At 71.4% G+C, this 20,348-nt stretch carries 18 protein-coding genes; 7 read left to right on the forward strand and 11 right to left on the reverse strand.

Annotated features, from left to right (window positions below):
• The first annotated feature begins 3 nt into the window (after positions 1 to 3).
• Genes ABIC53_RS13055 through ABIC53_RS13075 form a run of 5 tightly spaced genes read left to right on the forward strand, consistent with a single transcriptional unit; the run spans position 4 to position 4,987 of the window.
• Complete coding sequence (locus tag ABIC53_RS13055; RefSeq protein ID WP_274179168.1) at positions 4 to 912, forward strand: ABC transporter permease; 909 nt, start codon at positions 4 to 6, stop codon at positions 910 to 912.
• Positions 909 to 1,757 carry an ABC transporter ATP-binding protein gene (locus ABIC53_RS13060; RefSeq protein WP_274179169.1) on the forward strand — a complete coding sequence of 283 codons (849 nt, stop codon included), beginning with the start codon at positions 909 to 911 and terminating at the stop codon, positions 1,755 to 1,757. Before ABIC53_RS13055 ends, ABIC53_RS13060 begins: the two co-directional genes overlap by 4 nt.
• Positions 1,754 to 2,542: an ABC transporter ATP-binding protein gene (locus ABIC53_RS13065; RefSeq protein ID WP_274179170.1), complete on the forward strand. Its 789-nt coding sequence runs from the start codon at positions 1,754 to 1,756 to the stop codon at positions 2,540 to 2,542. Before ABIC53_RS13060 ends, ABIC53_RS13065 begins: the two co-directional genes overlap by 4 nt.
• Positions 2,539 to 3,816: a S8/S53 family peptidase gene (locus ABIC53_RS13070; protein WP_274179171.1), complete on the forward strand. Its 1,278-nt coding sequence runs from the start codon at positions 2,539 to 2,541 to the stop codon at positions 3,814 to 3,816. Before ABIC53_RS13065 ends, ABIC53_RS13070 begins: the two co-directional genes overlap by 4 nt.
• Positions 3,800 to 4,987: an ROK family transcriptional regulator gene (locus ABIC53_RS13075; RefSeq protein WP_112615353.1), complete on the forward strand. Its 1,188-nt coding sequence runs from the start codon at positions 3,800 to 3,802 to the stop codon at positions 4,985 to 4,987. The genes ABIC53_RS13070 and ABIC53_RS13075 overlap by 17 nt, the downstream gene beginning before the upstream one ends.
• Here ABIC53_RS13075 and eda read toward each other — a convergent pair.
• From eda to ABIC53_RS13105, 6 genes are read right to left on the reverse strand one after another with little or no spacing between them, the layout of a single operon-like run.
• Positions 4,978 to 5,604: a bifunctional 4-hydroxy-2-oxoglutarate aldolase/2-dehydro-3-deoxy-phosphogluconate aldolase gene (gene eda / locus ABIC53_RS13080; RefSeq protein ID WP_274179172.1), complete on the reverse strand. Its 627-nt coding sequence runs from the start codon at positions 5,602 to 5,604 to the stop codon at positions 4,978 to 4,980. The two genes, ABIC53_RS13075 and eda, sit on opposite strands and share 10 nt — an antisense overlap.
• On the reverse strand, positions 5,604 to 6,329 hold the full coding sequence (locus ABIC53_RS13085; RefSeq protein WP_274179173.1) for an SDR family oxidoreductase: 726 nt from the start codon (positions 6,327 to 6,329) through the stop codon (positions 5,604 to 5,606). Before ABIC53_RS13085 ends, eda begins: the two co-directional genes overlap by 1 nt.
• The gene (locus tag ABIC53_RS13090; protein ID WP_274179174.1) at positions 6,326 to 7,837 is read right to left on the reverse strand and encodes a xylulokinase; all 1,512 of its coding nucleotides are present in this window, start codon (positions 7,835 to 7,837) and stop codon (positions 6,326 to 6,328) included. The genes ABIC53_RS13085 and ABIC53_RS13090 overlap by 4 nt, the downstream gene beginning before the upstream one ends.
• Before the next feature lie 2 nt (positions 7,838 to 7,839).
• Entirely contained in the window at positions 7,840 to 8,811 is a 972-nt protein-coding gene (locus ABIC53_RS13095; protein ID WP_274179175.1) for a shikimate dehydrogenase family protein, read from the reverse strand.
• Positions 8,808 to 9,527: a deoxyribose-phosphate aldolase gene (gene deoC / locus ABIC53_RS13100; protein WP_274179176.1), complete on the reverse strand. Its 720-nt coding sequence runs from the start codon at positions 9,525 to 9,527 to the stop codon at positions 8,808 to 8,810. Before deoC ends, ABIC53_RS13095 begins: the two co-directional genes overlap by 4 nt.
• Positions 9,520 to 10,125, reverse strand: coding sequence for a glucose-6-phosphate isomerase family protein (locus ABIC53_RS13105; protein ID WP_274179177.1), 606 nt, complete (start codon positions 10,123 to 10,125; stop codon positions 9,520 to 9,522). Before ABIC53_RS13105 ends, deoC begins: the two co-directional genes overlap by 8 nt.
• Before the next feature lie 133 nt (positions 10,126 to 10,258).
• Here ABIC53_RS13105 and ABIC53_RS13110 point away from each other — a divergent pair, with 133 nt between their 5' ends.
• Positions 10,259 to 12,727 carry a glycoside hydrolase family 2 protein gene (locus tag ABIC53_RS13110; protein ID WP_274179178.1) on the forward strand — a complete coding sequence of 823 codons (2,469 nt, stop codon included), beginning with the start codon at positions 10,259 to 10,261 and terminating at the stop codon, positions 12,725 to 12,727.
• Positions 12,728 to 12,756: 29 nt separating this feature from the next.
• On the opposite strand, the gene ABIC53_RS13115 is transcribed toward ABIC53_RS13110, so the two are convergent.
• The 3 genes from ABIC53_RS13115 to ABIC53_RS13125 are packed head-to-tail and all read right to left on the reverse strand — an operon-like array spanning position 12,757 to position 15,604.
• Positions 12,757 to 13,701, reverse strand: a complete 945-nt coding sequence (locus ABIC53_RS13115; RefSeq protein ID WP_114587579.1) for a phosphotriesterase family protein — start codon at positions 13,699 to 13,701, stop codon at positions 12,757 to 12,759.
• Positions 13,698 to 14,663: an NAD(P)-dependent oxidoreductase gene (locus tag ABIC53_RS13120; RefSeq protein WP_112615335.1), complete on the reverse strand. Its 966-nt coding sequence runs from the start codon at positions 14,661 to 14,663 to the stop codon at positions 13,698 to 13,700. The genes ABIC53_RS13115 and ABIC53_RS13120 overlap by 4 nt, the downstream gene beginning before the upstream one ends.
• Entirely contained in the window at positions 14,660 to 15,604 is a 945-nt protein-coding gene (locus ABIC53_RS13125) for an SIS domain-containing protein (RefSeq protein WP_274179179.1), read from the reverse strand. Before ABIC53_RS13125 ends, ABIC53_RS13120 begins: the two co-directional genes overlap by 4 nt.
• 62 nt (positions 15,605 to 15,666) lie before the next feature.
• Between ABIC53_RS13125 and ABIC53_RS13130 the strand changes: the two genes are divergently transcribed.
• Positions 15,667 to 16,419 (forward strand): SDR family NAD(P)-dependent oxidoreductase, encoded by a 753-nt coding sequence (locus ABIC53_RS13130; protein WP_274179180.1) that lies wholly within the window; start codon positions 15,667 to 15,669, stop codon positions 16,417 to 16,419.
• Between the two features lie 14 nt (positions 16,420 to 16,433).
• Here the strand turns inward: ABIC53_RS13130 and ABIC53_RS13135 are convergent, their stop codons facing one another.
• The gene (locus ABIC53_RS13135; RefSeq protein WP_274179181.1) at positions 16,434 to 18,968 is read right to left on the reverse strand and encodes an alpha-L-rhamnosidase; all 2,535 of its coding nucleotides are present in this window, start codon (positions 18,966 to 18,968) and stop codon (positions 16,434 to 16,436) included.
• The gene (locus tag ABIC53_RS13140) at positions 18,965 to 20,281 is read right to left on the reverse strand and encodes a DUF3863 domain-containing protein (RefSeq protein WP_274179182.1); all 1,317 of its coding nucleotides are present in this window, start codon (positions 20,279 to 20,281) and stop codon (positions 18,965 to 18,967) included. The genes ABIC53_RS13135 and ABIC53_RS13140 overlap by 4 nt, the downstream gene beginning before the upstream one ends.
• Positions 20,282 to 20,348: the final 67 nt, after the last annotated feature.

A 20,348-nucleotide genomic window follows, 5' to 3' on the forward strand; every position in this document is an offset into this window, starting at 1 on the left:
CGGATGTCGTCGCAATCGGTCACCGCCACCCTCGCGCAGCTGTCGCCGCGCCGCCGTCGTCGTCGCCCCGTCAGCACGAAGCTGGTGGTCGGACTGTCGATCACGTTCGCCATCGTGCTGTTCGGCCTCGTCGCCCCGTTCTTCGTCGGCGACCCGTTCCGCATCCGCCCGATCGGGATCACCCCGCCGAGCGCCGAGTTCTGGCTCGGCACGACGCAGAAGGGGCAGGACATCTTCGCGCAGCTCGCCGTGTCGACGACGAACTCGCTGCTCATCGGTGTGGTCGTCGGCGTGCTCAGCCTCGTGCTCTCGGCGTTCTTCGGCATCGTCGGCGCCTACCTGGGGCGCTGGTTCGACGAGGGTTTCTCGCTCATCACGAATATCGCCCTGGTCATCCCGGGGCTGCCGCTCATCATCGTCGTGTCGAGCTACGTCGAGAGCCGTGGTCTCGGGGTCGTCGCCCTGATCCTGGCGCTCACGAGCTGGGCCGGCGGCGCGCGCGTGCTGCGCGCCGTCACCCTGAGCCTGCGAAACCGCGACTACGTGGCGGCCGCGCGCGTCGCGGGCGAACGGACCTTCCGCATCATCACGGTCGAGATCCTGCCGAATCTGCTGCCCATCCTCGCGTCGTCTTTCATCTTCGGCGTCGTGTCGGCGATCCTCGCCGAGGCGGGGCTGTCGTACCTCGGCCTCGGCGTGACGGGCGACTACACGTGGGGGCGCATGCTCTACGACGCACAGATGAACTCGGCGCTGCGGGCCGGGGCGTGGTGGTGGTTCGTGCCGCCGGGCCTGCTGATCGCGACGCTCGGCGCGGCGTTGTCACTCGTCAACTTCGCCCTCGACGAGATCGTGAACCCCAAGCTGCGTCTGCCCGTCGCAGCGCGTCCCCGTCGGAAGGCTCTCTCATGAACGACATCGTGCTGAGCATCGAGGACCTGCGCATCGACTATGCCTCGGACCCGGTCGTGCACGCCGTCGCGGGAGTGAGCTTCGACCTCCGGCGAGGCGAGATCCTCGGCATCGCGGGCGAATCGGGATGCGGCAAGACCACCCTCGCCTACGGCATCACACAGCTGCTGAAGCCGCCGGCCGAGGTCGTCGGCGGGGGTGTCCGCTTCCTGGGCGGTGACCAGCCGGTGCGCGTCGACGAGCTCGAGGGTGCGGCGCTGCGGGCGTTCCGCTGGGATCGCATCTCGATGGTCTTCCAGGGTGCGATGAACGCGCTCAACCCGGTCCTGCGCGTGCGCGCCCAGCTCGAAGACGTGCTGACCACCCACCGCCCGACGATGACGAAGCAGGAGCGCCGCGACCGCTGCGAGCACCTCATGCGTGTCGTGGGCGTGCCTGCCGAGCGGCTCGACGCCTATGCGCACGAGCTGTCGGGCGGGATGCGCCAGCGCGTCATGATCGCGATGGCGCTGCTGCTCGATCCGCCCGTGATGATCATGGACGAGCCGACGACCGCCCTCGACGTCGTCGTGCAGCGCGAGATCATCGCCGAGATCACCCGACTGCGCGACGAACTGGGCTTCGCCGTCATCTTCATCACGCACGACCTGCCGCTGCTGCTCGAGATCAGCGACCGCATCGCGATCATGCGGCGCGGCGAGATCGTCGAACTCGCTTCGACGCGAGACATCTATCACCGGCCGCGAGACCCGTACACGCGCGAGCTGCTCGCCGCGTTCCCCAGCCTCACGGGGGAGCGACTGGGGTATGCCGGCGCGGCGACGACGACGGAGGAGGGCGCATGAGCGCGATCGAGGCCATCGGCCTGCGCAAGACCTACGGCACGGGGCGCGGCGCCGTCGAGGCGGTGAAAGGCGTCGACCTCTCGATCGACTACGGGCAGACGGTCGCTCTCGTGGGTGAGAGCGGCAGCGGCAAGTCGACGATCGCCAAGATGCTTCTGCTGCTCGAGCAGCCCAGCGGCGGTGAGATCCTGCTCGACGGCGAGAAGCCCCCGACCCGGGGGCGGGCGGCACGGCAGTACCGCACCGCGGTGCAGATGGTCTTCCAGGATCCTTTCGCCTCGCTGAACCCGTTCCACTCGATCTACCACCACATCGCCCGTCCCCTCGTGATGTCGGGGCGTGCGCGGGGGCGGATGCAGGTGCAGCGGGCCGCCGCCGAGCTGCTCCAACGCGTGCAGCTCGACCCCGACGAGTACCTGCACCGGCGCCCGCACGAGCTGTCGGGCGGGCAGCGCCAGCGGGTCGCCATCGCGCGCGCTCTCGCGCCGTCGCCGCGGGTGCTGATCGCCGACGAGCCGGTGTCGATGCTCGACGTGTCGATCCGGCTCGGCGTGCTGCGGCTGCTCGCCGACATCCAGCGGCAGGACGACCTCGCGGTGCTGTATATCACCCACGACCTCGCGACCGCGCGGCACTTCTCCGACGAGATCCTCGTCATGTACCACGGCGAGATCGTCGAGCGCGGGCCGGCGGACGACGTCATCCTGCATCCGCAGCACCCCTATACGCAGCGGCTCGCGGATGCGGCGCCCGACCCGCACCGCCGCTTCGCGGAGACCTCGTGAGCGGCGAGGCGCGCCGTGCGCAGCGGGCGCACACGTGGGTGACTCCGAAGATCTTCGCCGACCTCGCCGACCCGCGGCCCGGGGTCGCGTCGTTCTTCGACCACTACGCCGACTGGTTCGCCCGCGTCGATGAGGTGGTCGTGACCTTCTGCGCCGGCAACGGCGATCACGTGCTCGCGTACCCGGGTGCGGAACACGAGGCGACGCGCTTCGACTGGGGGCGCTACAACTCCTACGTCGGCACCGCCGTCTCGACGCGGGACCACAACGGTCACTGGCTGCGCGTCGCGCGGGAGGACCGGGTCATCGCGGGCAACCCGTACCACGCGGGGCCGGCGTTCGTACTCAGTGAGCAGCCGATGGACTACGCCACTCTCGCGGCGATCTACCGGGCATTCCGCGACGAGGCGCGGCGGCGCGGCATCCCCCTCGTGCTGCTCGAGTACCTCGAGCCGGGGTCGGAGTTCTGCGCGTGCGTGTGGAAGACGGAGCGGCATCCCGAGGCGGCATCCGGCTGGGTGGATGCCGGCGGCAACGTCGCCCCAGGTCTCCTCGACGTCGCCGGGGTGCTCGATGCCGACACCGAGACGTACGCGGCGTATCCGGACGGCATCCCGGCTGGTGAGCCGGTGGAGCGGTTCGCCGCACGTCAGATCGCGGCGTTCGTCGCCGATTTCGGGCTCGACGGCATCACGCTCGGCAATCAGTTCGGCCTCATCGGCATCTGGCATCCCGAGCACGCTGTGGAATCGACTCCCGCACGGCGCGCGTCGGTGACGCGGTTCTTCACGCGGCTGCGCGAACTGCTCGACGCGGGCGCGCGCGGGACAGCCGCGGGAGCACGCATCTACTGGCAGGACTCGTTCTGGCCCGTCGAGGTGGAGCAGGACGTGTGGGGCATGACCGATGATGCCTACGCGGCGCTGAGCGGCATCGTCGTCTCGAACTTCGCGGTGCTCGCGCGCGAGGAGAACATCGCCGAATCGGCCCGCAGCAAGATCGCGCTGCGCGCACGCCTCGGGGGTGAGCTCGAGATCATCTACTCGCTCGACTTCGTCGACCCCTGGTACTGGTATCGGGTCTACCTCGACTCGCCGCACTTCTGGCACCGCCAGCGCGCGGTGTACAGCGAGCTGAGTGCGATGCTGGACGGCGTCATGTTCTTCGCCAACGACACCTTCGGGCACTTCGTGATGCCCGACCCGCTCGGTACGACCCTCGCACTGCTGCCGCGACGGGCCCCCGGCAGGCACGCCGATGCGTCCCGCCCCTGAGCCCGACGGCGTACCCGTGCGGCGCCCGACGCGAGCCGTCGTGCTCGAGCTGATCCGGGTGGCCGGCCCGATCAGCCGCACCGAGCTCGCCGAGGCGACCGCGCTGACACCCGCGACCATGACCACCGTGGTGCGCGACCTCATCGCCGACGGCCTCGTCGTCGAGACGGGGGTGGGTGAGCCGACCGGCGGCAAACGGCGGACGCTGCTCGAGGCCCGACCCGACTCGCGCTACGCGATCGGCATCGTTCTCGGGTTCGCGGCGACCTCGTACGTGGTGGTGAACGTCTGGGGTGAGCTCGTCGCCGAGCGCTCGGCGGCGGGGGCCGACCGGCTGGAGCCCGCCGAGGTCGTCCGCCGCATCGCCGAGGAGGTCGAGTCGATCATCGGCGAGGCCGGGATCGAGCGCGAGATCGTGGCCGGCGTGGGGATGGTCGTGCCGGGGCCCATCGACGTCAGGAGCGGAGCGGCTGTGCAGCTGCCGTCGTCGCTGCCCTGGTCGGACTTCAGCGTGCGCGACGCGCTCGCCGAGGCTCTCGCCCTGCCGGTCGTCATGGAGAACGACGCGACCGCCGCTGCCGCGGGGGAGTACTGGTCGCGCGCGACGAACGGGCAGGGGACGTTCGCCACGATCCACATGGGCATCGGCATCGGGGCCGGCATCATGATCGCGGGCGAGCTGCTCCGCGGCATCAGCGGCAATGCGGGAGAGATCGGCCATGTGTCGATCGACCTCGACGGGCCGCGCTGCCACTGCGGCAACCACGGCTGCCTCGAGCTGTTCGCCGCGCCGCCCGCGGCGGAGGAACGCTACTTCGCCGTGTCGGGCGAGCGCCGTGATTGGATCGACATCGCCGCGCGCGCGGGTGCGGGCGACGACCCCCACGCCGTCGACACGGTTGCCCGGTCGGCGGATGCGCTCGCCGTCGCGGTGACGAGCCTCGTGAACCTCCTGGACCTCGACCTCGTCGTGCTCACGGGGGCCGGGTTCGCGGGCGCCGGGCCGGTGTTCGCCGAACGAATCGGCTCGGTGCTGGCCGACACCTTCTTCGCGCGCCGGTCTCACCCCGTGCGCGTCGTGGCCTCGGCCGACCCGAGCCGCTCGGCAGCCCTCGGCGGTGCCGCGATCGTGCTTCGCGAGGCGCTGGCGGGTCCGCGGGCTCAGGTCTGAGCGGCGCGCGAGAGGCGCTCGACGGCATCCCAATCGCCGGCGCGGAGCGCGTCGGCCGGGACCATCCACGAGCCGCTGACGGCGAACACGGCGGGGTCGGCGAGGTACTCCGCGGCGTTGGCGGCCGAGACCCCGCCCGACGGCAGGAACCGAACGTCGGGGAACGGGCCCGCGAACGCGCGGACCGCCGCGAGGCCGCCGACGAGTCCCGCGGGGAAGAGCTTCAGGTAGCGGAGGCCGCGGCGCAGCGCCGCCTGGATGTCGCTTGCCGTTGCGACGCCGGGAACGATCGGCAGGCCGCGCTCGGCGCAGCGGTCGACGACGTCCGCGTCGAAGCCCGGCGAGACGGCGAACGCGGCTCCCGCCTCGACGACCGCGTCGACCTGGTCGGGGTCGACGACGGTGCCCGCGCCGACGAGGATGTCGTCGCGATCGCGCAGCGCGCGGATGGCCTCGATGCCCGCGGGAGTGCGCAGCGTGATCTCAGCGCACCGGATGCCGCCGGCCACGAGCGCGTCGGCGAGAGGGTGCGCGTCGGCCGCATCGTGCAACACCACGACCGGCACGATCGGTTCGCCGCGCAGCGGTCCGGCGCCGGGGATGCCGCGACGCTTCATCAGGCGTCTTGCGACGTCGGGGCGACCACGATCTCGCGGAAGCTGATGTGCTGGGGCAGCTGGTAGGCGGTCAGGATCGCCTGCGCGATGTCGTCCGGACGCAGGCCGCCGCCGATGCTGCTCTTGTAGTCGAGGTAGCCGTCGAGCACGGCGCCCTCGCCGGTGTTGCCGAGCAGACCGGTGTCGACCATGCCCGGGGCGACGAGCAGCACCCGCACGCCGTGGGCGGCGTTCTCGCGGCGCAGCCCCTCGGTCATCGCGTGGACGGCGTACTTCGTGCCGTTGTACACGGTGTGGTCGGTGTACAGCTGCTTGCCCGCGATCGAGCCGATGTTGACGATGGTGCCGCGGCGACGCGTCTGCATCCCGGGCAGGACGAGCTGGCTGTTCTTCATGAGGGCGACGCAGTTGACGTCGAACTGCTCCTGGACGAGTGCGGGATCCTGCTCGGCCACCGCCGACAGGGCCATGAGCCCCGCGTTGTTCACGAGCAGGTCGGCGGCGCCGAATCGCTCCTCGGCGCGGGCGAGAGCCTCGGCCACCGCGGCAGTGTCGGTGACGTCGACGGCCGCGAGCTCGGCGTTCTCGAGGCCCAGCTCGACCATGGGCTGGAGGCGACGGGCGATGAGCAGCAGGGGGTGGCCTGCGGCGGCGAATACCCGCGCGGTGGCGGCGCCGATGCCGGAGCTCGCGCCGGTGATGACGACGAGGGGGAGGTCGGTCATGAGGGGTTCTCCTGTGTCGGGGTGAGGGAGGCGAGCGCCGAGACGGCCGCGTCGAATCGATCTCGCGCGCCGGCGTACGACTCGGGTGAGGTCGGTGCGATCTCGTCGAGACCGGCGTGCGCGGCATCCGCTCGCGCGTAGTCGTCCCAGAGGCCGAGACCGACGAGCGCGATCGTGGCGGCACCGAGCGTCGCGGCCTGCTGATCCACGGTCGAGCGCTGCAGGGGCGAGCGCAGGATGTCGGCATAGATGCCGTTCCACAGGGGTGAACGGCTGCCGCCGCCGGTGATGAGCAGCGGCTCGCGCGACCCGCTGAGCTGGCGCATGAGCGTCAGGCTGCGGTCGAGCGAGAAGGCGATGCCCTCGAGGCAGGCGCGTACGAGATCTGCGGGACCGGCGCCGAGGTGGAGGCCCGTGAACCCGCCTCGGGCGCCGCTGCCTCCTTCGAGCGGGGTGCCGCCGGCGAGGGTCGGGACGAAGCTCACACCGCGGGCTCCGGCTGCGCTGTCCGCTGCGAGGCCGATGAAGTCCGCGGTGCCGGCGCCCGGCGCGAGCGTCGCGCGCAGCCACTCGAGGCTCGTGCCGCTGCTGAAGGTCGACAGGGCGCTGACGAACATCCCGGGGATCGCGTGGGCGAAGACGTACGGGCGCGCGTGCTCGTCGATGACGGGCTGCGCCGAGGTCACGGTGATCCAGCTCGACGAGCCCAGCGCCGCGTAGATGCGCCCCTCGGCGGTGCCGCGCGAGCCGAGTGCCATCGCCGCGTTGTCGACTGCGCCCGCGAAGACGGGGATGCCGCTCGGCAGGCCGAGCGCTTCGGCGGCTCCTCGGGTGAGCGAGCCCACCCGCTCCGATGACGGCACGATGCGCGGGAACACGTCTCGCGGCAGCTCTGCGGCGGCGAGCAGCTCGTCGTCGTAGTCGCCTGTCGCGAGGTCGTAGGCGCCGCTTCCCGAGGCCATCGAGTGGTCGGTCGCCAGCTCGCCGGTCAGACGCAGGTTGATCCAGTCCTTCGATCCGACGAGGTGCCGCGTGCGTGCCCAGGCGACGGCGTCTTCGGCGCGGAACGCGGCCGCCTTCGTCAACGGATAGAGGGCGGCGCCGAATCCGTTGCCGGTACGCCGGTACCACTCTGCCTCGGGGATGTCGCCGAAGACGGCATCCGGGCGCCCGCGGGTGTCCGACCAGATCGGGGTCGTGGGGGCGACGAGCTCGCCGCGCTCGTCGACCTGCACCGCGCCGAGGCTCTGGCCGGACAGGGCGACGCCGGCGATGCGCGCACGTGCTCCGGGGGAGCGCTCGAGCAGGTGCCGGGTCGACGCCGCCACGGCATCCCACCAGTCGTCCGGTCTCTGCTCGTTGCGTCCGGGCGCGGGATGGCTCGTGGGGTACGGCACGACCGTCTCGGCGAGCATCGTCGCCGCCGGCGTCCACAACGAGGCCTTGCAGCCGCCGGTGCCGAGGTCGTAGGCCAGGACGAGGTCGGGCGCCGTGCCGAGGTCTGTCATCGTCAGCGCGTCGAGCCCGCGAGCTCGACGAGCCGGTCGAACGACGGTCCCGAGGTGGGGATGTCGACGTCGAAGACCTCGGCGATCACCTGCGTCCAGCCGTGAACGAAGTAGATCCATCCGTCCTCGACCTGCAGCGCGCGCGACTGCGCCTGCGCGCGAGCCTGATCGAGGAAGACGAGGTCGCCGCGGTAGTTGAGGTCCCACGCGACGCCGTGCTCGGGGAAGACCCCGGCGCCGGTGAGGGGCGAGCCGGGCGCGTCCTTGCCGAGCCCGGTCGCGTTGACCACGAGAGAGCGCGGCGCGAGGCCCGCGAGAACGCGGTCGTTGTCCTCGGGGGTCGGGGTCAGGACGTACTCGAAGGCGGTGTCGGTGTCGAGCTCGGCGTGGATCGCGCGGATGTGGTCGAGGCGCTGGGCCGACCGGTTGGTGACGATGATGCGCTCGGGGCGGTCGGTGCCCGAGTCTCGGCGCGAGAGGTACCAGCTGATGGCGATCGTCGAGCCGCCGGCGCCCATGCAGAGGGCGTCGGCGCCCGAGCCCTCCCAGTACCCGCGGGGCAGGAACGCGTCGAGGGCGAGGCCGCTCGAGATCGGGTCCTTCGCATGGCAGATGAGGCGCCCGTCGCGCTTGGAGATGCAGCTCGTCTCGCCCATGAGGCGTGCGAACGGGTCGATCTCGTCGAACATGTCGGCGCAGGCGGCGAAGAGGTCGATCTTGTGGGTCGTGACGAGGGCGCCGAGGCTCAGCGGATCGTTCGCGATGAAGTCGACGACCCGTCGATAGTCTTCGCGCGGCGCGTGGAGCGGCAGGTCGATGCCCTGCAGCACGGCACCGTCGAGCCCGAGCTCGTCGGCCCAGCGCGGGAACACCTGCTGGATCGACGACCGACCGGTCGTCACCCCGATGAAGTAGAGCGTCGGGGTCTGGGCCGGCCGCAGCTCGGTCGCGTTCATGGTCTGGATGATGCTCATGCGTCGTCTCCCCGTGCGCCTGTCGCCGCCGCGACCGCCGCGACGGCCGAGTCGGCGTTCATGCCGAACCGCGTGACCCCGAGGGCCGCCATGGCGCGGACCGTCTCGATGTCGCGGATGCCGCCGGCCGCCTTGATCGCGGCGCGACCGTCGACCTGGTCGGCGATGATCCGGATGTGGTCGATCGTCGTGGGGCGGCCCGACCACCCGGTGCCCGTCTTGATCCACGGGATGCCGGCAGCGACGGCGGCATCCACGCCGAGGCGGATCGCGGCCTCGTCGAGGTGACCGACCTCGAGGATCGCGCGCAGCGGCACCCGTCCGCCGACGATGTCCGCGACCGCGGCGAGCTCGTCGGTCACGTAGCCGGTCTCGCCCGAGCGCAGGCGGCCGATCGCCACGACGACGTCGAGCTCCTGCGCGCCGAGGTCGAGCAGCTCGCGCGCCTCGGCGACCTTCGTCGCGGTGGTCGCGCCGCCGCTGGGGAACCCGACGGGCGATCCGGCGAGGACGGTGGTCCCGGTCAGCAGCTCGCGGATGACGGGGAGCCACCCCGGAAGGACGTGTGCGCTGACGAAGGATCCGGCACTGGCGCGCCGCGCGAGCTCCTCGATGTCGGCGCGCGCGTGCTGCGCCTGGACGCAGCTGATGTCGATATGGGCGGCGAGGTCGCTCAGGACGGCCTCGGCGCCGGCCGTGGTCGTGGTGTCAGGCACGGTAGCCTCCGTGATCCGGATTGGGGCGAGCGGTCCAGCCGCCGGCGTCGTCGGCGACCACGAGCTGGCTCATGCCACCCGCGCGTTCGATGATGCCGTAGTCCTGCCCCGCCTCGGTGGCGTACGCGAACAGTGTCACGAGCAGCTCGTCGCCGACGTTGACGCTGCGGTGCACCCATCCGCCCGGCACGTGGACGGCTACGCCGGGTGCGATCGGCACGGCCCGAGACTCTCCGTCGACGCTGTCGAGGAGCATGACGCCCGATCCAGCGATGCCGTAGTACAGCTCCGCGAACTCGGCCTGGGCGTGCAGGTGACCTCGAGTCATTGCGAACTCGTCGCCGACCCGGCCGGGACGCAGAACGCTGAGGCCGATCGTCAGCGCACCGCGGCCCGTGTCGGGGGTGCTGCTGTCGACCCAGTACACGGGAGCCCCGTCATCGGCAGCGAGAGCGGCCTCGAAGGCATCGGCGTCTCGGTAGAGGCCCCGCAGGTCGACGAGGTGCTTCTCGTACCGTTCGGTCGGGCCCGCGAGAGCACCGGCGAGGGCCTCGACGGTGAGGGCGGCGGGTTCAGCCGGTCGTGCAGCGGCGCACATGCTCACATCCATTCATCACGACCCGGGTCTCGGATCGGTAGTGATACTACGTGAATAGGCGTGCGAGGTGCAACGAACGCGGCTAGCCGCGCCGGGAGGCGCGGTATTCCGGTAGTTGTGCTACTTCTAGAGGGTGACTTTCCATGCCCTGCACTCCGGCTGGCACCTCACGCACGTCGCTGGAGATGTGCCGGAGACCTTCGCCGAGACCGCCCGTTCGAGCATCCCCGCGACAGTCCCCGGGGTCGTGCACACCGACCTGCTGGCCGCCGGCCTGATCCCCGACCCGTATGTCGACGACAACGAGTCGGCGCTCGCCTGGATCGGCCACTCCGACTGGGCGTACGAGACGACCTTCGCCTGGTCGGACGACGACGAGGCGGTCCACGACCTCGTCGCGCACGGGCTCGACACCGTGGCCCGCGTGATTCTGAACGGACGAGAGCTGGGCCGCACCGTCAATCAGCACCGCACCTACCGGTGGCGGCTCGGCGAGCTGCTCCGCGAGGGCGACAACATCCTGCGCGTCGAGTTCTCGTCGCCGATCGCCTACGCCCGCGAGCGCGAGGCTGTCCTCGGCGAACGCCCGCACTCGTACGTCCACCCCTTCAACGCGATCCGCAAGTCGGCGTGCAACTTCGGGTGGGACTGGGGTCCCGCCGTCGTGACGGCCGGCATCTGGCGCGACATCGGCATCGAGAGCTGGAGCGAGGTCCGCATCGTCGCCGTCCGTCCCGTCATCGGCGTCGATGATGATCCGCGGCGTGTCGACGTGCACGTCGAGCTCGAGTGGCAGGCGCTCGACGCGGATGCCGCCGGAACGGGGAGCCGCGAGATCGTGGCCGAGGTCGCGGGCGAGCGTGCCGCCGTATCCGTCGCGCACGGTGAGGCCCGCGCGACACTGTCGCTGCGCGCCGCGGACGCCGAGCTCTGGTGGCCTCGAGGGTACGGCGACCAGCCGCTCTACGACCTGCGGGTCGCGGTCGGCGAGGTCGAGACCGGTCGTCGCATCGGCTTCCGCTCGGTGACGCTCGACGTCGAGGCCGACGAGGACGGCAGCCCCTTCGCGCTCGCCGTCAACGGAAAGCCCGTCTACGTCAAGGGAGCGAACTGGATCCCCGAAGACACCTTCTTCCCCCGGGTGACGCGGGAACGTCTCGCCGAGCGCTTCGACGACGCCGTCGACGCGAACATGAACCTGCTGCGCGTCTGGGGTGGCGGGATCTACGAGTCGGAGGACTTCTACGACCTCGCCGACGAGCGCGGCATCCTCGTCTGGCAGGACTTCCTGCTCGCTTGCGCCGCCTACAGCGAGGACGCCGAGCTGTGGGACGAGTTCGCCGCGGAGGCCCGTGACAACGTCGCGCGGCTGACCGGCCGCGCGAGCCTCGTCATCTGGAACGGCGGCAACGAGAACATCTGGGGCTGGGTCGACTGGAACTGGCGGTCGCGGCTGCGCGGCGCGACGTGGGGCGACGGCTACTACCAGCGGCTCTTCCCCGAGATCGTGGCCGAGCTCGCGCCGACGACGCCGTACTCGCCCGGCAGCCCCTACGGGTTCAGCTCGTACGTGCACCCCAACGACCCCGCCCACGGCACGACCCACATCTGGGACGTCTGGAACCAGGTCGACTACGACGTGTACCGCACCTACCGCCCGCGGTTCGTATCGGAGTTCGGCTTCCAGGGTCCGCCCGCATGGTCGACGCTGTTCTCGGTCGTCCACGACGAGCCGGCCGACCCGTACGGACCGCTCATGCTGGTGCACCAGAAGGCACAGGACGGAAACGGCAAGCTCGAGCGCGGCCTCGGCGACCACATCGCCGCGCCCCGCACGATCGAGGACTGGCACTGGGCGACCCAGCTCAACCAGGCACGCGCGGTGCGTTTCGGCATCGAGCACTTCCGGTCGCTGCATCCCCTCAACCAGGGTGCGATCGTCTGGCAGCTCAACGACTGCTGGCCGGTCATCTCGTGGGCCGCGGTCGACGGGCACGGTCACCGCAAGCCGCTGTGGCACGCGCTGCGCGCCGTGTACGCCGACCGGTTCGTGACGATCCAGCCGCGCGAGGACGGTCTGGCCGTCGTGCTGCACAACGACACGGACGCCGTCTGGGATGCCGCGCTGACGCTGCGGCGCACCGGCTTCGACGGGGCCGTGCTGGCCGATGAGCCCGCCACGGTGAATGTCGAGCCGCGGCAGGCGGTGACGGTGCCGGTTCCCGACGCGATCGCGACGGCGTCGGATCCCGCCCGCGAGCTCATCGCCGCCGAGCTGTCGACGGGGGAGCGCGCGCTCTGGTACTTCGCCGAGGACCCCGGGCTCGCCCTCGAGCCCGACGGCTTCGAGGCGATGGCGGTGTCGACAGACGCGGGCTACGAGGTGCGCGTCACGGCAGGGTCGCTCCTGAAGGACCTCGTGCTGCAGGTCGACCGCGTCGACGCGACGGCGCGGGTGGATCACGGGCTCGTGACGCTGCTTCCCGGAGAGAGCGAGGCCTTCACCATCACGGCCCCTGCCGGGATCGATCCGCAGGCCTTCACGGCGTCCGGCATCATCCGTTCGGCCGGAGACCTGAACCCCGCTCGCGTCGACGCCTGACGAGCGGGCTCGTCGCCGGCTCGCCCGCGTCAGACGCGCCAGGCGAGCCAGGCGGCGGGGTTGCGGCGCAGGACGCGATCGACGACGTCGTCGCCGGCGGCGTCGCGCAGGCGCGGCACGAAGCGGTCGCCGAGATAGCGCAGGCCCGGGATGCCGCCGTAGGCGCGATAACGCGTCGCGCGGGCGACGTCGCCGCCGAGCAGCACGCGGTCGGCTCCGCCGCGCCGAGCGGTCTCGGCGAGGCAGTCGATCAGCACGGAGTCGGGCCAGTCGCGAGCCCGCGCAGCGCCGTCGTAACCGAGGAACGCGCCTCGCGCGGCGAGCTCGGCGTGCAGCCCCGGGTCGGGGTTGCGGTCGATGTGGGCCAGCGCGACACGATCGGGGGCGACGCCGACGGCGGCGAGGGCGTCGAGAGCCTCGTGGGCAGCCGTGCCGTGCTCGAGGTGCACCATCACCGGCGCGCCCGTCTCGCGGTGTGCGGCGCCGACCGCCGCGATGGCCCGGCGGGCCGCCTCGTCGATGCGCCAGTAGCCGAGACCGACCTTGAGCACGCCGGCCCGCGGCGCGGCATCCTGACCGGCAGCGAGCCCCTCGGCGGCACCGACGGTCAGGTCGCGGAGGAACGCCGCCGCGAGCTCGTCCTCGGATGCCGAGAGCAACGGATGATCCTCGGCATAGTGCTCGCGGCGGTGAGCGCCCGTGGTCATGACGACGGTGAGGCCGGTCGCGCGCGAGATGCGACGGATCGCGTGGGGTCGCCGTCCGAGGCCGAGCGGGGTCGCGTCGACGAGCGTGGCGAAGCCCGACTCCCGCAGCTCCACGGCCTCGCGCCCCGATGCGTCTTCGTCGTCGAGGTCGTCGCCGGGCAGCAGCGGGGAGCGCTGGAACAGGTGCTCGTGATAGTTCACGGTGCCGAGGGCGTCGGGCCCGACGTCGCCCGTCACCGTGCGGACCCGCCCGCGCGCGTCGGTCACGGCGCGACCGGGTGCCGCGGCTGACGGCCCTCGAGCACGGCGCGCAGGTCGGCGGTGGCCATGCTGCCCATGCCGTCGACGCCCTCGCGGGTCTGGGCGGCGAGGTGCGGCGTGACGATGACACGATCGGCGAGATCGGGGGCGAGCAGGGGCGAGGCGCCGTCGCCGTGATTCTCGGTCGCGAGGGTGTCGGCGGCGTAGGCCCAGACCCGGCCCGACCGCAGCGCGGCGGCGACGGCATCCTCGTCGACGAGGTCGGCGCGCGCGGTGTTCACCAGCAGCACCGGCCGATCGGATGCCGCGAGCCAGGCGTCATCGACGACGGTCTGGCCTCCGGGGGCGTGCAGGGTGACGACGTCGCACGATCGGGCGAGGTCATCGGCGGACGCTCGCTCGATTCCGTCGAAGATCGAGTCGTCGGCCGGTACCCAGGGATCGGCGCCGAGCACCCGCGGCCGGAAGCCGCCGAGCCGTTCGACGACAAGGCGTCCGATGCGCCCGAGGCCGAGCACGCCCACGGTCAGTGCCGACAGTTCGCGCGCCTGCCAGCCCGACCAGTCGCCGGAGCGGACCCGGCGGTCGGCCGCCGGCACGCCGCGCAGGGCCGCGAGGAGAAGAGTGACGGTGTGCTCGGCTACTGCGCTCGAGTTCGCGCCGGGGGTGTTCGTGACCACGACGCCGCGCGCCGCGGCCGCCGCGACGTCGACCTTGTCGACCCCGACGCCGTAGCGGGCGATGACGCGCAGTGCGGGTGCGAGCTCGAGGTGCGCCGCCGTGACCGGGCCCGTGCCGGCGATCCACCCGTCGGCGTCAGGCAGCAGCGACGCGAGCTCCTCCAGATCGTGCGCGGGACTCGCGCGCACGACCTCGTAGCCGGCGGCATCCAGCTCGGCGGCGAAGTCGGTGCCTCCGCCTCCGAACGACCGCGACGTGACCAGCACGCGTCGCTGACGAGTCGTCATGACGAGGGCTGCTGGTCGGCGACGGCTTCGTCGCCGCCGCCGCCGTGGCGCATCGAGGCCAGCTCGCTCTTCATCCGGCGGATGGCGGCCGTGTGCTCGGGGCTGCGGCGGAGCGCGACGCCCGTGGCGAGGATGTCGATGACGACGAGGCCGGCCAGACGACTGGTCGACGGCGTGTAGACGTCGGTGTCCTCGAAGGTGCGTGCGATGAGCGGAACGGTGGCGATCTCGGACAGCGGGCTCGGGCGCCCGGTGATGGAGATGACGGACGCGCCGGCCTTGCGTGCCGCCTCGGCGACGATCATCGTCTGCTCGGTGTGGCCGGTGTTCGAGATCGCGACGGTGACCGATCGCCGCCCGCTCATCGTCGCGGCGATGAACTGCTGGTGGAAGTCTTCCGGCGCCTGGCACGGCACCCCGAACAGGGGGAACTTCTGCTGCGCGTCCTGCGCGATGATGCCGCTCGCGCCGAAGCCGACGAACAGGATGTCGGATGCGTCGAGGATCAGCGCGATGGCGTCCTCGACCGCCGCGGCGTCGAGCGTGCGGCGAGCCCGGTCGAGGCTCGAGATCGTGTGGTCGAAGATCTTCTCCGACAGGTCGGCGCTCGAGTCGTCGGGTGTGATCGACGAATGGGTAACCGGCAAGCCGAGGGCGAGCGTCTGGGCGAGTTGGATGCGGAAGTCCTGGAACCCCTCGCACCCGACCGAGGCGCAGAAGCGCATGACCGTCGGCTCGCTCACCTCGGCGGCTTCGGCCAGCCCCGCCATCGTGAACTGAACCGCCCCGACGGGATTGTCGAGCACGATGGCGGCGACGCGCTGCTCGGATCGTCGCAGGCTCGGAAGCTGCCGTGTGATGCGCTCCAGGAGCGTGTCGCTCGAGTCCTCCGTGGGCGCTGCGGTGGTGCCGGATGCGCCGGGTGCGGTGTCCGTGGTCACGGATCCCCCCTCCATGTAGTATCGCTACAAACCTTACCCCACCACCTCGGAAGGGCACAGAGATGTACCGCGAACGGCTCGAACTGGACGGCAGAGTGGCCGTCGTCACCGGCGGATCCCGGGGCATCGGACTCGCCTGCGTCACCGCGCTGCGCGAGTTCGGAGCGACCGTCGTCATCGCCGACCTCCTCGACGACGTCGGCCGCGCCGCGGCGGAGTCTCTCGGTGGGGGAGTCGAGTACGTACACCTCGACGTGACCGACGCGGCGGGGGTCGCCGAGGTGTTCGCGGGCGTCGCCGAACGCCACGGCCGGCTCGACATCCTGGTGACCTCGGCGGGCATCGCCAACCACCAGCCGTCGTCCGAGATCTCGCGCGAGGCGTGGGACGCCGTGCTCGCCGTCAACGCGACCGGAACATTCTGGTGCGCCCGCGAGGCCGCTCGTCACATGACCCGCGGCGCATCGATCGTCGCGATCGGGTCGATGTCGGGAGAGCTCGCGAACGCGCCGCAGCGGCAGGCCGCCTACAACGCGTCGAAGGGCGCGGTGCACCTGGCGGTGAAGTCGCTCGCCGTCGAGTACGTCGACGCCGGCATCCGGGTCAACGCCGTGGCGCCGGGGTACATCGGCACCGATCTGACGAAGGACGGCGTCCCGGGTGAGTGGTGGGACGACTGGATCCGGCGCACTCCGATGCAACGGCTCGGGTCGCCCGAAGAGGTCGCATCGCTCGTGGCCTTCCTGGCCTCCGACGCTGCTTCGTACCTCACCGGGTCGATCGTTCTCGCCGACGGAGGCTACTCGGCCTGGTGAACCGGACGGCCGGCTCAGACGTGCGCACGGAGCGTGTGCCCGCCTGAGCCGACCTCCCGTCGGACGCCCGGCAGCACGACCTCGGCGGTGATCCCGACGGGAACCTCGCAGGTGAGCTCCACCTCGTCCGGAGCGAGATCTTCGCCCCCACGCCGCCAGCGCACCGTGAGGTCGCCGTAGGGCGTTCGCACCGACCCTTCGGCCGACGTCAGCGACGTGGCGGTCACCCGCGGTTCGATACCGGCTCGACGCCAGCCCGCCGCTAGCGGACGCAGCCCGGCGACATCGCCGTAGAGCCAGTCGTCGATGGTGCCGAGGAAGTAGTGTCCGCGCGAGCGCGACTCCGGCTTCCAGTGCTCCCAGAGCGACGTGGCCCCGAGCTCGACCCAGTGGCCCCAGCTCGGGAAAGTCGTCTGCGTCGCGACCGCGACAGCGGCATCCGCGTGCCCGAACCGTGTCAGCACCGGCAGGATGTGCTTCGTCGCGAGCGCGCCGGTCCACAGGTGGCCATCACGGTCGCGCACGTCGGCGGCGAGACGATCGGCGGCGGGCTGTCGGGCGTCTTCGGGGAGGATGTCGAAAGCGAGGGCGAGGACGGCATGGGCCTGCCGGTACCCGTCGTCGCCGACGCCCCGGACCTCGGCTCGATCGGCATCCCAGAAGGTCGCGACGAACGCCTCGCGACTGCGCTGCGCCGCCGCGAACCATTCATCCGCGGGTTCTCCGAGCTCGACGGCGATCCGGGCGGCGGTGTCGCACATGGCGATGAGGAAGGCGGTCGCGGCGACACGGGCGTCCTCGGGCGGGTTGCCGCCGCCGGCATCCGTGTCGGGGGCGACCCAGTCGCCGAGCGTCGTCTCGGCGATGCCGCCGGGCGATCGGTCGATCTCGAAGCGGAGGTAGTCGCGGGCATCGGGCCACACCGCCGCGAGCACGTCTCGGTCGCCTCGCTGCAGGTGCACCTCCCACGGCACGAGGAGCAGCGCGGAGTGCCACGTCGGCGCGGGAGACCAGTCCATGCGCCATCCGCCGTGGGGCGCGATCACCTCGGGGGCACCCGCACCGTGGCGGGAATGGGCGATGTCGGCCGTCCACTTGGCGAGCAACTCGTGCGTGTCGAGGTTCTGGAGCATCATCCGCGCGCCGACCATCCCGTCGCCCGTCCACCCGTTCTTCTCGTACTTCGGGGTGTCGGTCGGGATGCCGTGCAGGTTGCTCACGATCGTGCGCACCGTGAGCTCGTGGATCGTGTTCAGCAGGGGATCGGAGCACGAGAAGCGGCCGATTCGCGGGGCCCGGGTGTGCACGATCGCCGCCCGCAATCGGGGAAGACGGGGCGCGCGCACCTCGACGTAGCGGAACCCGTGCCAGGTGAACCGCGGATGCCACCGCAGCGGCCCGTCGACGCCCGTGTCGTCGAGGATGATGCGGTCCGTCTGGAACCGCCCGTCGAAGTAGCCCTTCTCGTCCTCGTAGTTCGGCGTCCCGTCGGGCTCGAGGGTCTCTCCGAAACGGAGCTCGATCACGTCACCGGCGGCACCCTCGGCTTCGATCTCGACCCAGCCCGCGATGACCCGTTCGAAGCCCACGACCCAGCGGCCCTCGCCGAGCTCGACCACGGACTCCGGCTCGAGATGCCCCGCGACGACGATGGGCGGCTGTCGCTGCGGCTCGGGCGCTCCGGCAGGGCCGGTCGCCATCCGCACGCGCGGCCAGCCGGAGACGTCGGTGTCGGCGGAACCCACTCCGACGACACGACGCCGTGCGTCGAAATCTTCGCCGGCGTACAGGTCGTCGCTCGTGGTCGCTCCGTCGACCGCTCGCCAGGTGTCGTCCGTCACGACGGTCTGGTCACCGTCGGCCCCCCGGATGACGAGCAACAGGCGGACGCAGGGGTCGTCGTGCCAGGGGGCCGTCTCCCAGTTCCAGGTGTTGCGGCCTCGCATGCCGTAGAAGCCGCGGCCGAGCTCCGCCGTCAGCACATGGGCGCCGCGAGTCAGCCGATCGGTGAGGTCGACCACGGTGTACTGGGCGACGACGTCGTAATCGGTGAACCCGGGCCCGAGCACGGAGTCGTCCACGGATCGGCCGTCGAGCTCGACGTGCGCCAGACCTCCGGCGGCGACGACCAGATAGGCCTCCATCGGTGCGGCGTCGAGAGTGAAGGCGCCGCGCACGATCGGAGCCGCCGCGGACGGCTCGGCGGCGCCGATCCACCGGGCGCCTCGCCAGTCCGCATCGACGACGCCCGTGACGAAGGTCCCCTCGCCCGTGGCCGGTCCGGCGGTGGTCTCGACCTCGACGCGCCATCGGTGACGTGCGAGAGCCGCGAGCGGCGGACCCGCGTACGGGATGTCGACCGAGCGGTCGTCCGCGACGACGCCGGAGTCCCAGAGCACGACGTCTCGGACGTCTCGGACCTCGAGGCGCCACGAGGTCTGCCGGCTGCCCGGCTCGTCTGTGACGATCTCCCACCCGAACAGCGGCCGGGGGCCGGTGCCGACGCGGTCGACGTCGTGGTCGACGGTCAGGCGGTGAAGCCGAGTCATGCCTCTTCCCGCAATGCCGCGAGCTCGACGCTCTGGCCGTAGCCGGCATCCAATGCCGCATCGACCTCGGGATGCGCTGCCAGGAATCGGCGCAGCGGCACCGGCTCGTCCTGCGGGCGGGTGCGCTTCTGGTTGATCTCGCCGAGCAGGCTCCAGCGCCGGTCGCCGAGACCTGACGGTTCGACCGCGTCGCCGTCGTAGGCGGTGTAGTCGAACACTCGGATGCCGTCGGCATCCGAGACCACGCCCAGGCGGAAGCCGGCCGTCATGAACCAGGTCACCGTCTCGCCCAGCCGTGACGCCTGCACACCGCTGCCGCTCTGCTGCAGCAGGTACGCGAGCCGCTCGTTGTCGGGATGCCGCGTGCGCCACTCGTCGCCGAACTCGGCGATCGTCGGCATCCTCAGATCCGGCCAGCGATCGCGCAGGCCTCCCAGCCAGCCGCCCCAGGCATCGAGCATCGAGGGATCGGTCTCGAGCCCGCGGGCGACCTCGCTGATCTCGTAGTTGACCGTCAGCCAGCCCAGACCGTTGCGCTCGACGTTGCGGTCGTTCAAGTGCGCCTCGCTCGTCGCGTTCAGCTCGCGGAGCGCGTCGGCGCGGGGCAGGCGATGCAGCGTCTCGATGGGGCCGAGGCCCAGACGCGAGTTGTAGTCCGACGACATCCCGGCGGTTCGCGCGGCGACGAGGTCGACCGTCCAGCCGTCGAGCTGGACGGCGTCGATGCGCTGATCGCCCCGCCCGGGTACGAGGAAGTGCGATGACGACGGGTAGTAGGGGTAGGCGATCGAGCCGTCACCGTCCTGCAGATCGATGTCGAACTGGCTCCAGATGTTGCCCTGCACCGTCCGCATCCCGCGGCCGCGCGCATCGGCGATGTTGTGCGCCGAGAGGAAGCCGGCGACCAGCGACCGGGGGTCGCGACCGAACTCCTGCGCGATGAGATCGGCTGCGTCGGCGATGTCGCGCGAGACGTCCTCGCGTGAGCCGTACAGGTTGGCGAAGAACCCGCCGGGCACGAAGGCGATGTCGTCGCCGTGCGCCTCGGCCGCACGACGAACGGCGGTGCGCACGTCGCGGTAGCGCGACGAGTCGTCGGTGAGGGCGCCCCATGACATCGCCCAGGTCAGCCGGGCATCCGGGATCGCCGCGCGCACGGTGTCGGAGAACCGCTCGACGAGCTCCGCCGAGTGGAGCTCGGATTCGTCCTCCCACAGCGATCGCGTGCGGGTGGCCTCGATCTGGTGGCGTCGCACCACGGTGTTGACGGTGATGCGTCGTCCGATGGCGTGCGGCTGCTGCGAGGATTCCATGAGGCATCACCCTAGCCACGATCACGGCCGAGAAAGTAGTAGCACTAGCGAAATTGGCGGGTAGAAC

It is taken from the genome of Microbacterium sp. 1262, assembly GCF_040544895.1.
GTDB classification, from domain to species: Bacteria; Actinomycetota; Actinomycetes; order Actinomycetales; family Microbacteriaceae; genus Microbacterium; species Microbacterium plantarum.

What these genes read in the sequence shown, in the direction of transcription:
- ABIC53_RS13055 (WP_274179168.1), top strand. Translation starts at nt 4, where the DNA reads ATGTCGTCGCAATCGGTCACCGCCACCCTCGCGCAGCTGTCGCCGCGC.
- ABIC53_RS13060 (WP_274179169.1), top strand. Translation starts at nt 909, where the DNA reads ATGAACGACATCGTGCTGAGCATCGAGGACCTGCGCATCGACTATGCC.
- ABIC53_RS13065 (WP_274179170.1), top strand. Translation starts at nt 1,754, where the DNA reads ATGAGCGCGATCGAGGCCATCGGCCTGCGCAAGACCTACGGCACGGGG.
- ABIC53_RS13075 (WP_112615353.1), top strand. Translation starts at nt 3,800, where the DNA reads ATGCGTCCCGCCCCTGAGCCCGACGGCGTACCCGTGCGGCGCCCGACG.
- eda (WP_274179172.1), bottom strand. Translation starts at nt 5,604, where the DNA reads ATGAAGCGTCGCGGCATCCCCGGCGCCGGACCGCTGCGCGGCGAACCG.
- ABIC53_RS13085 (WP_274179173.1), bottom strand. Translation starts at nt 6,329, where the DNA reads ATGACCGACCTCCCCCTCGTCGTCATCACCGGCGCGAGCTCCGGCATC.
- ABIC53_RS13090 (WP_274179174.1), bottom strand. Translation starts at nt 7,837, where the DNA reads ATGACAGACCTCGGCACGGCGCCCGACCTCGTCCTGGCCTACGACCTC.
- ABIC53_RS13095 (WP_274179175.1), bottom strand. Translation starts at nt 8,811, where the DNA reads ATGAGCATCATCCAGACCATGAACGCGACCGAGCTGCGGCCGGCCCAG.
- ABIC53_RS13105 (WP_274179177.1), bottom strand. Translation starts at nt 10,125, where the DNA reads ATGTGCGCCGCTGCACGACCGGCTGAACCCGCCGCCCTCACCGTCGAG.
- ABIC53_RS13120 (WP_112615335.1), bottom strand. Translation starts at nt 14,663, where the DNA reads ATGACGACTCGTCAGCGACGCGTGCTGGTCACGTCGCGGTCGTTCGGA.
- ABIC53_RS13130 (WP_274179180.1), top strand. Translation starts at nt 15,667, where the DNA reads ATGTACCGCGAACGGCTCGAACTGGACGGCAGAGTGGCCGTCGTCACC.
- ABIC53_RS13135 (WP_274179181.1), bottom strand. Translation starts at nt 18,968, where the DNA reads ATGACTCGGCTTCACCGCCTGACCGTCGACCACGACGTCGACCGCGTC.
- ABIC53_RS13140 (WP_274179182.1), bottom strand. Translation starts at nt 20,281, where the DNA reads ATGGAATCCTCGCAGCAGCCGCACGCCATCGGACGACGCATCACCGTC.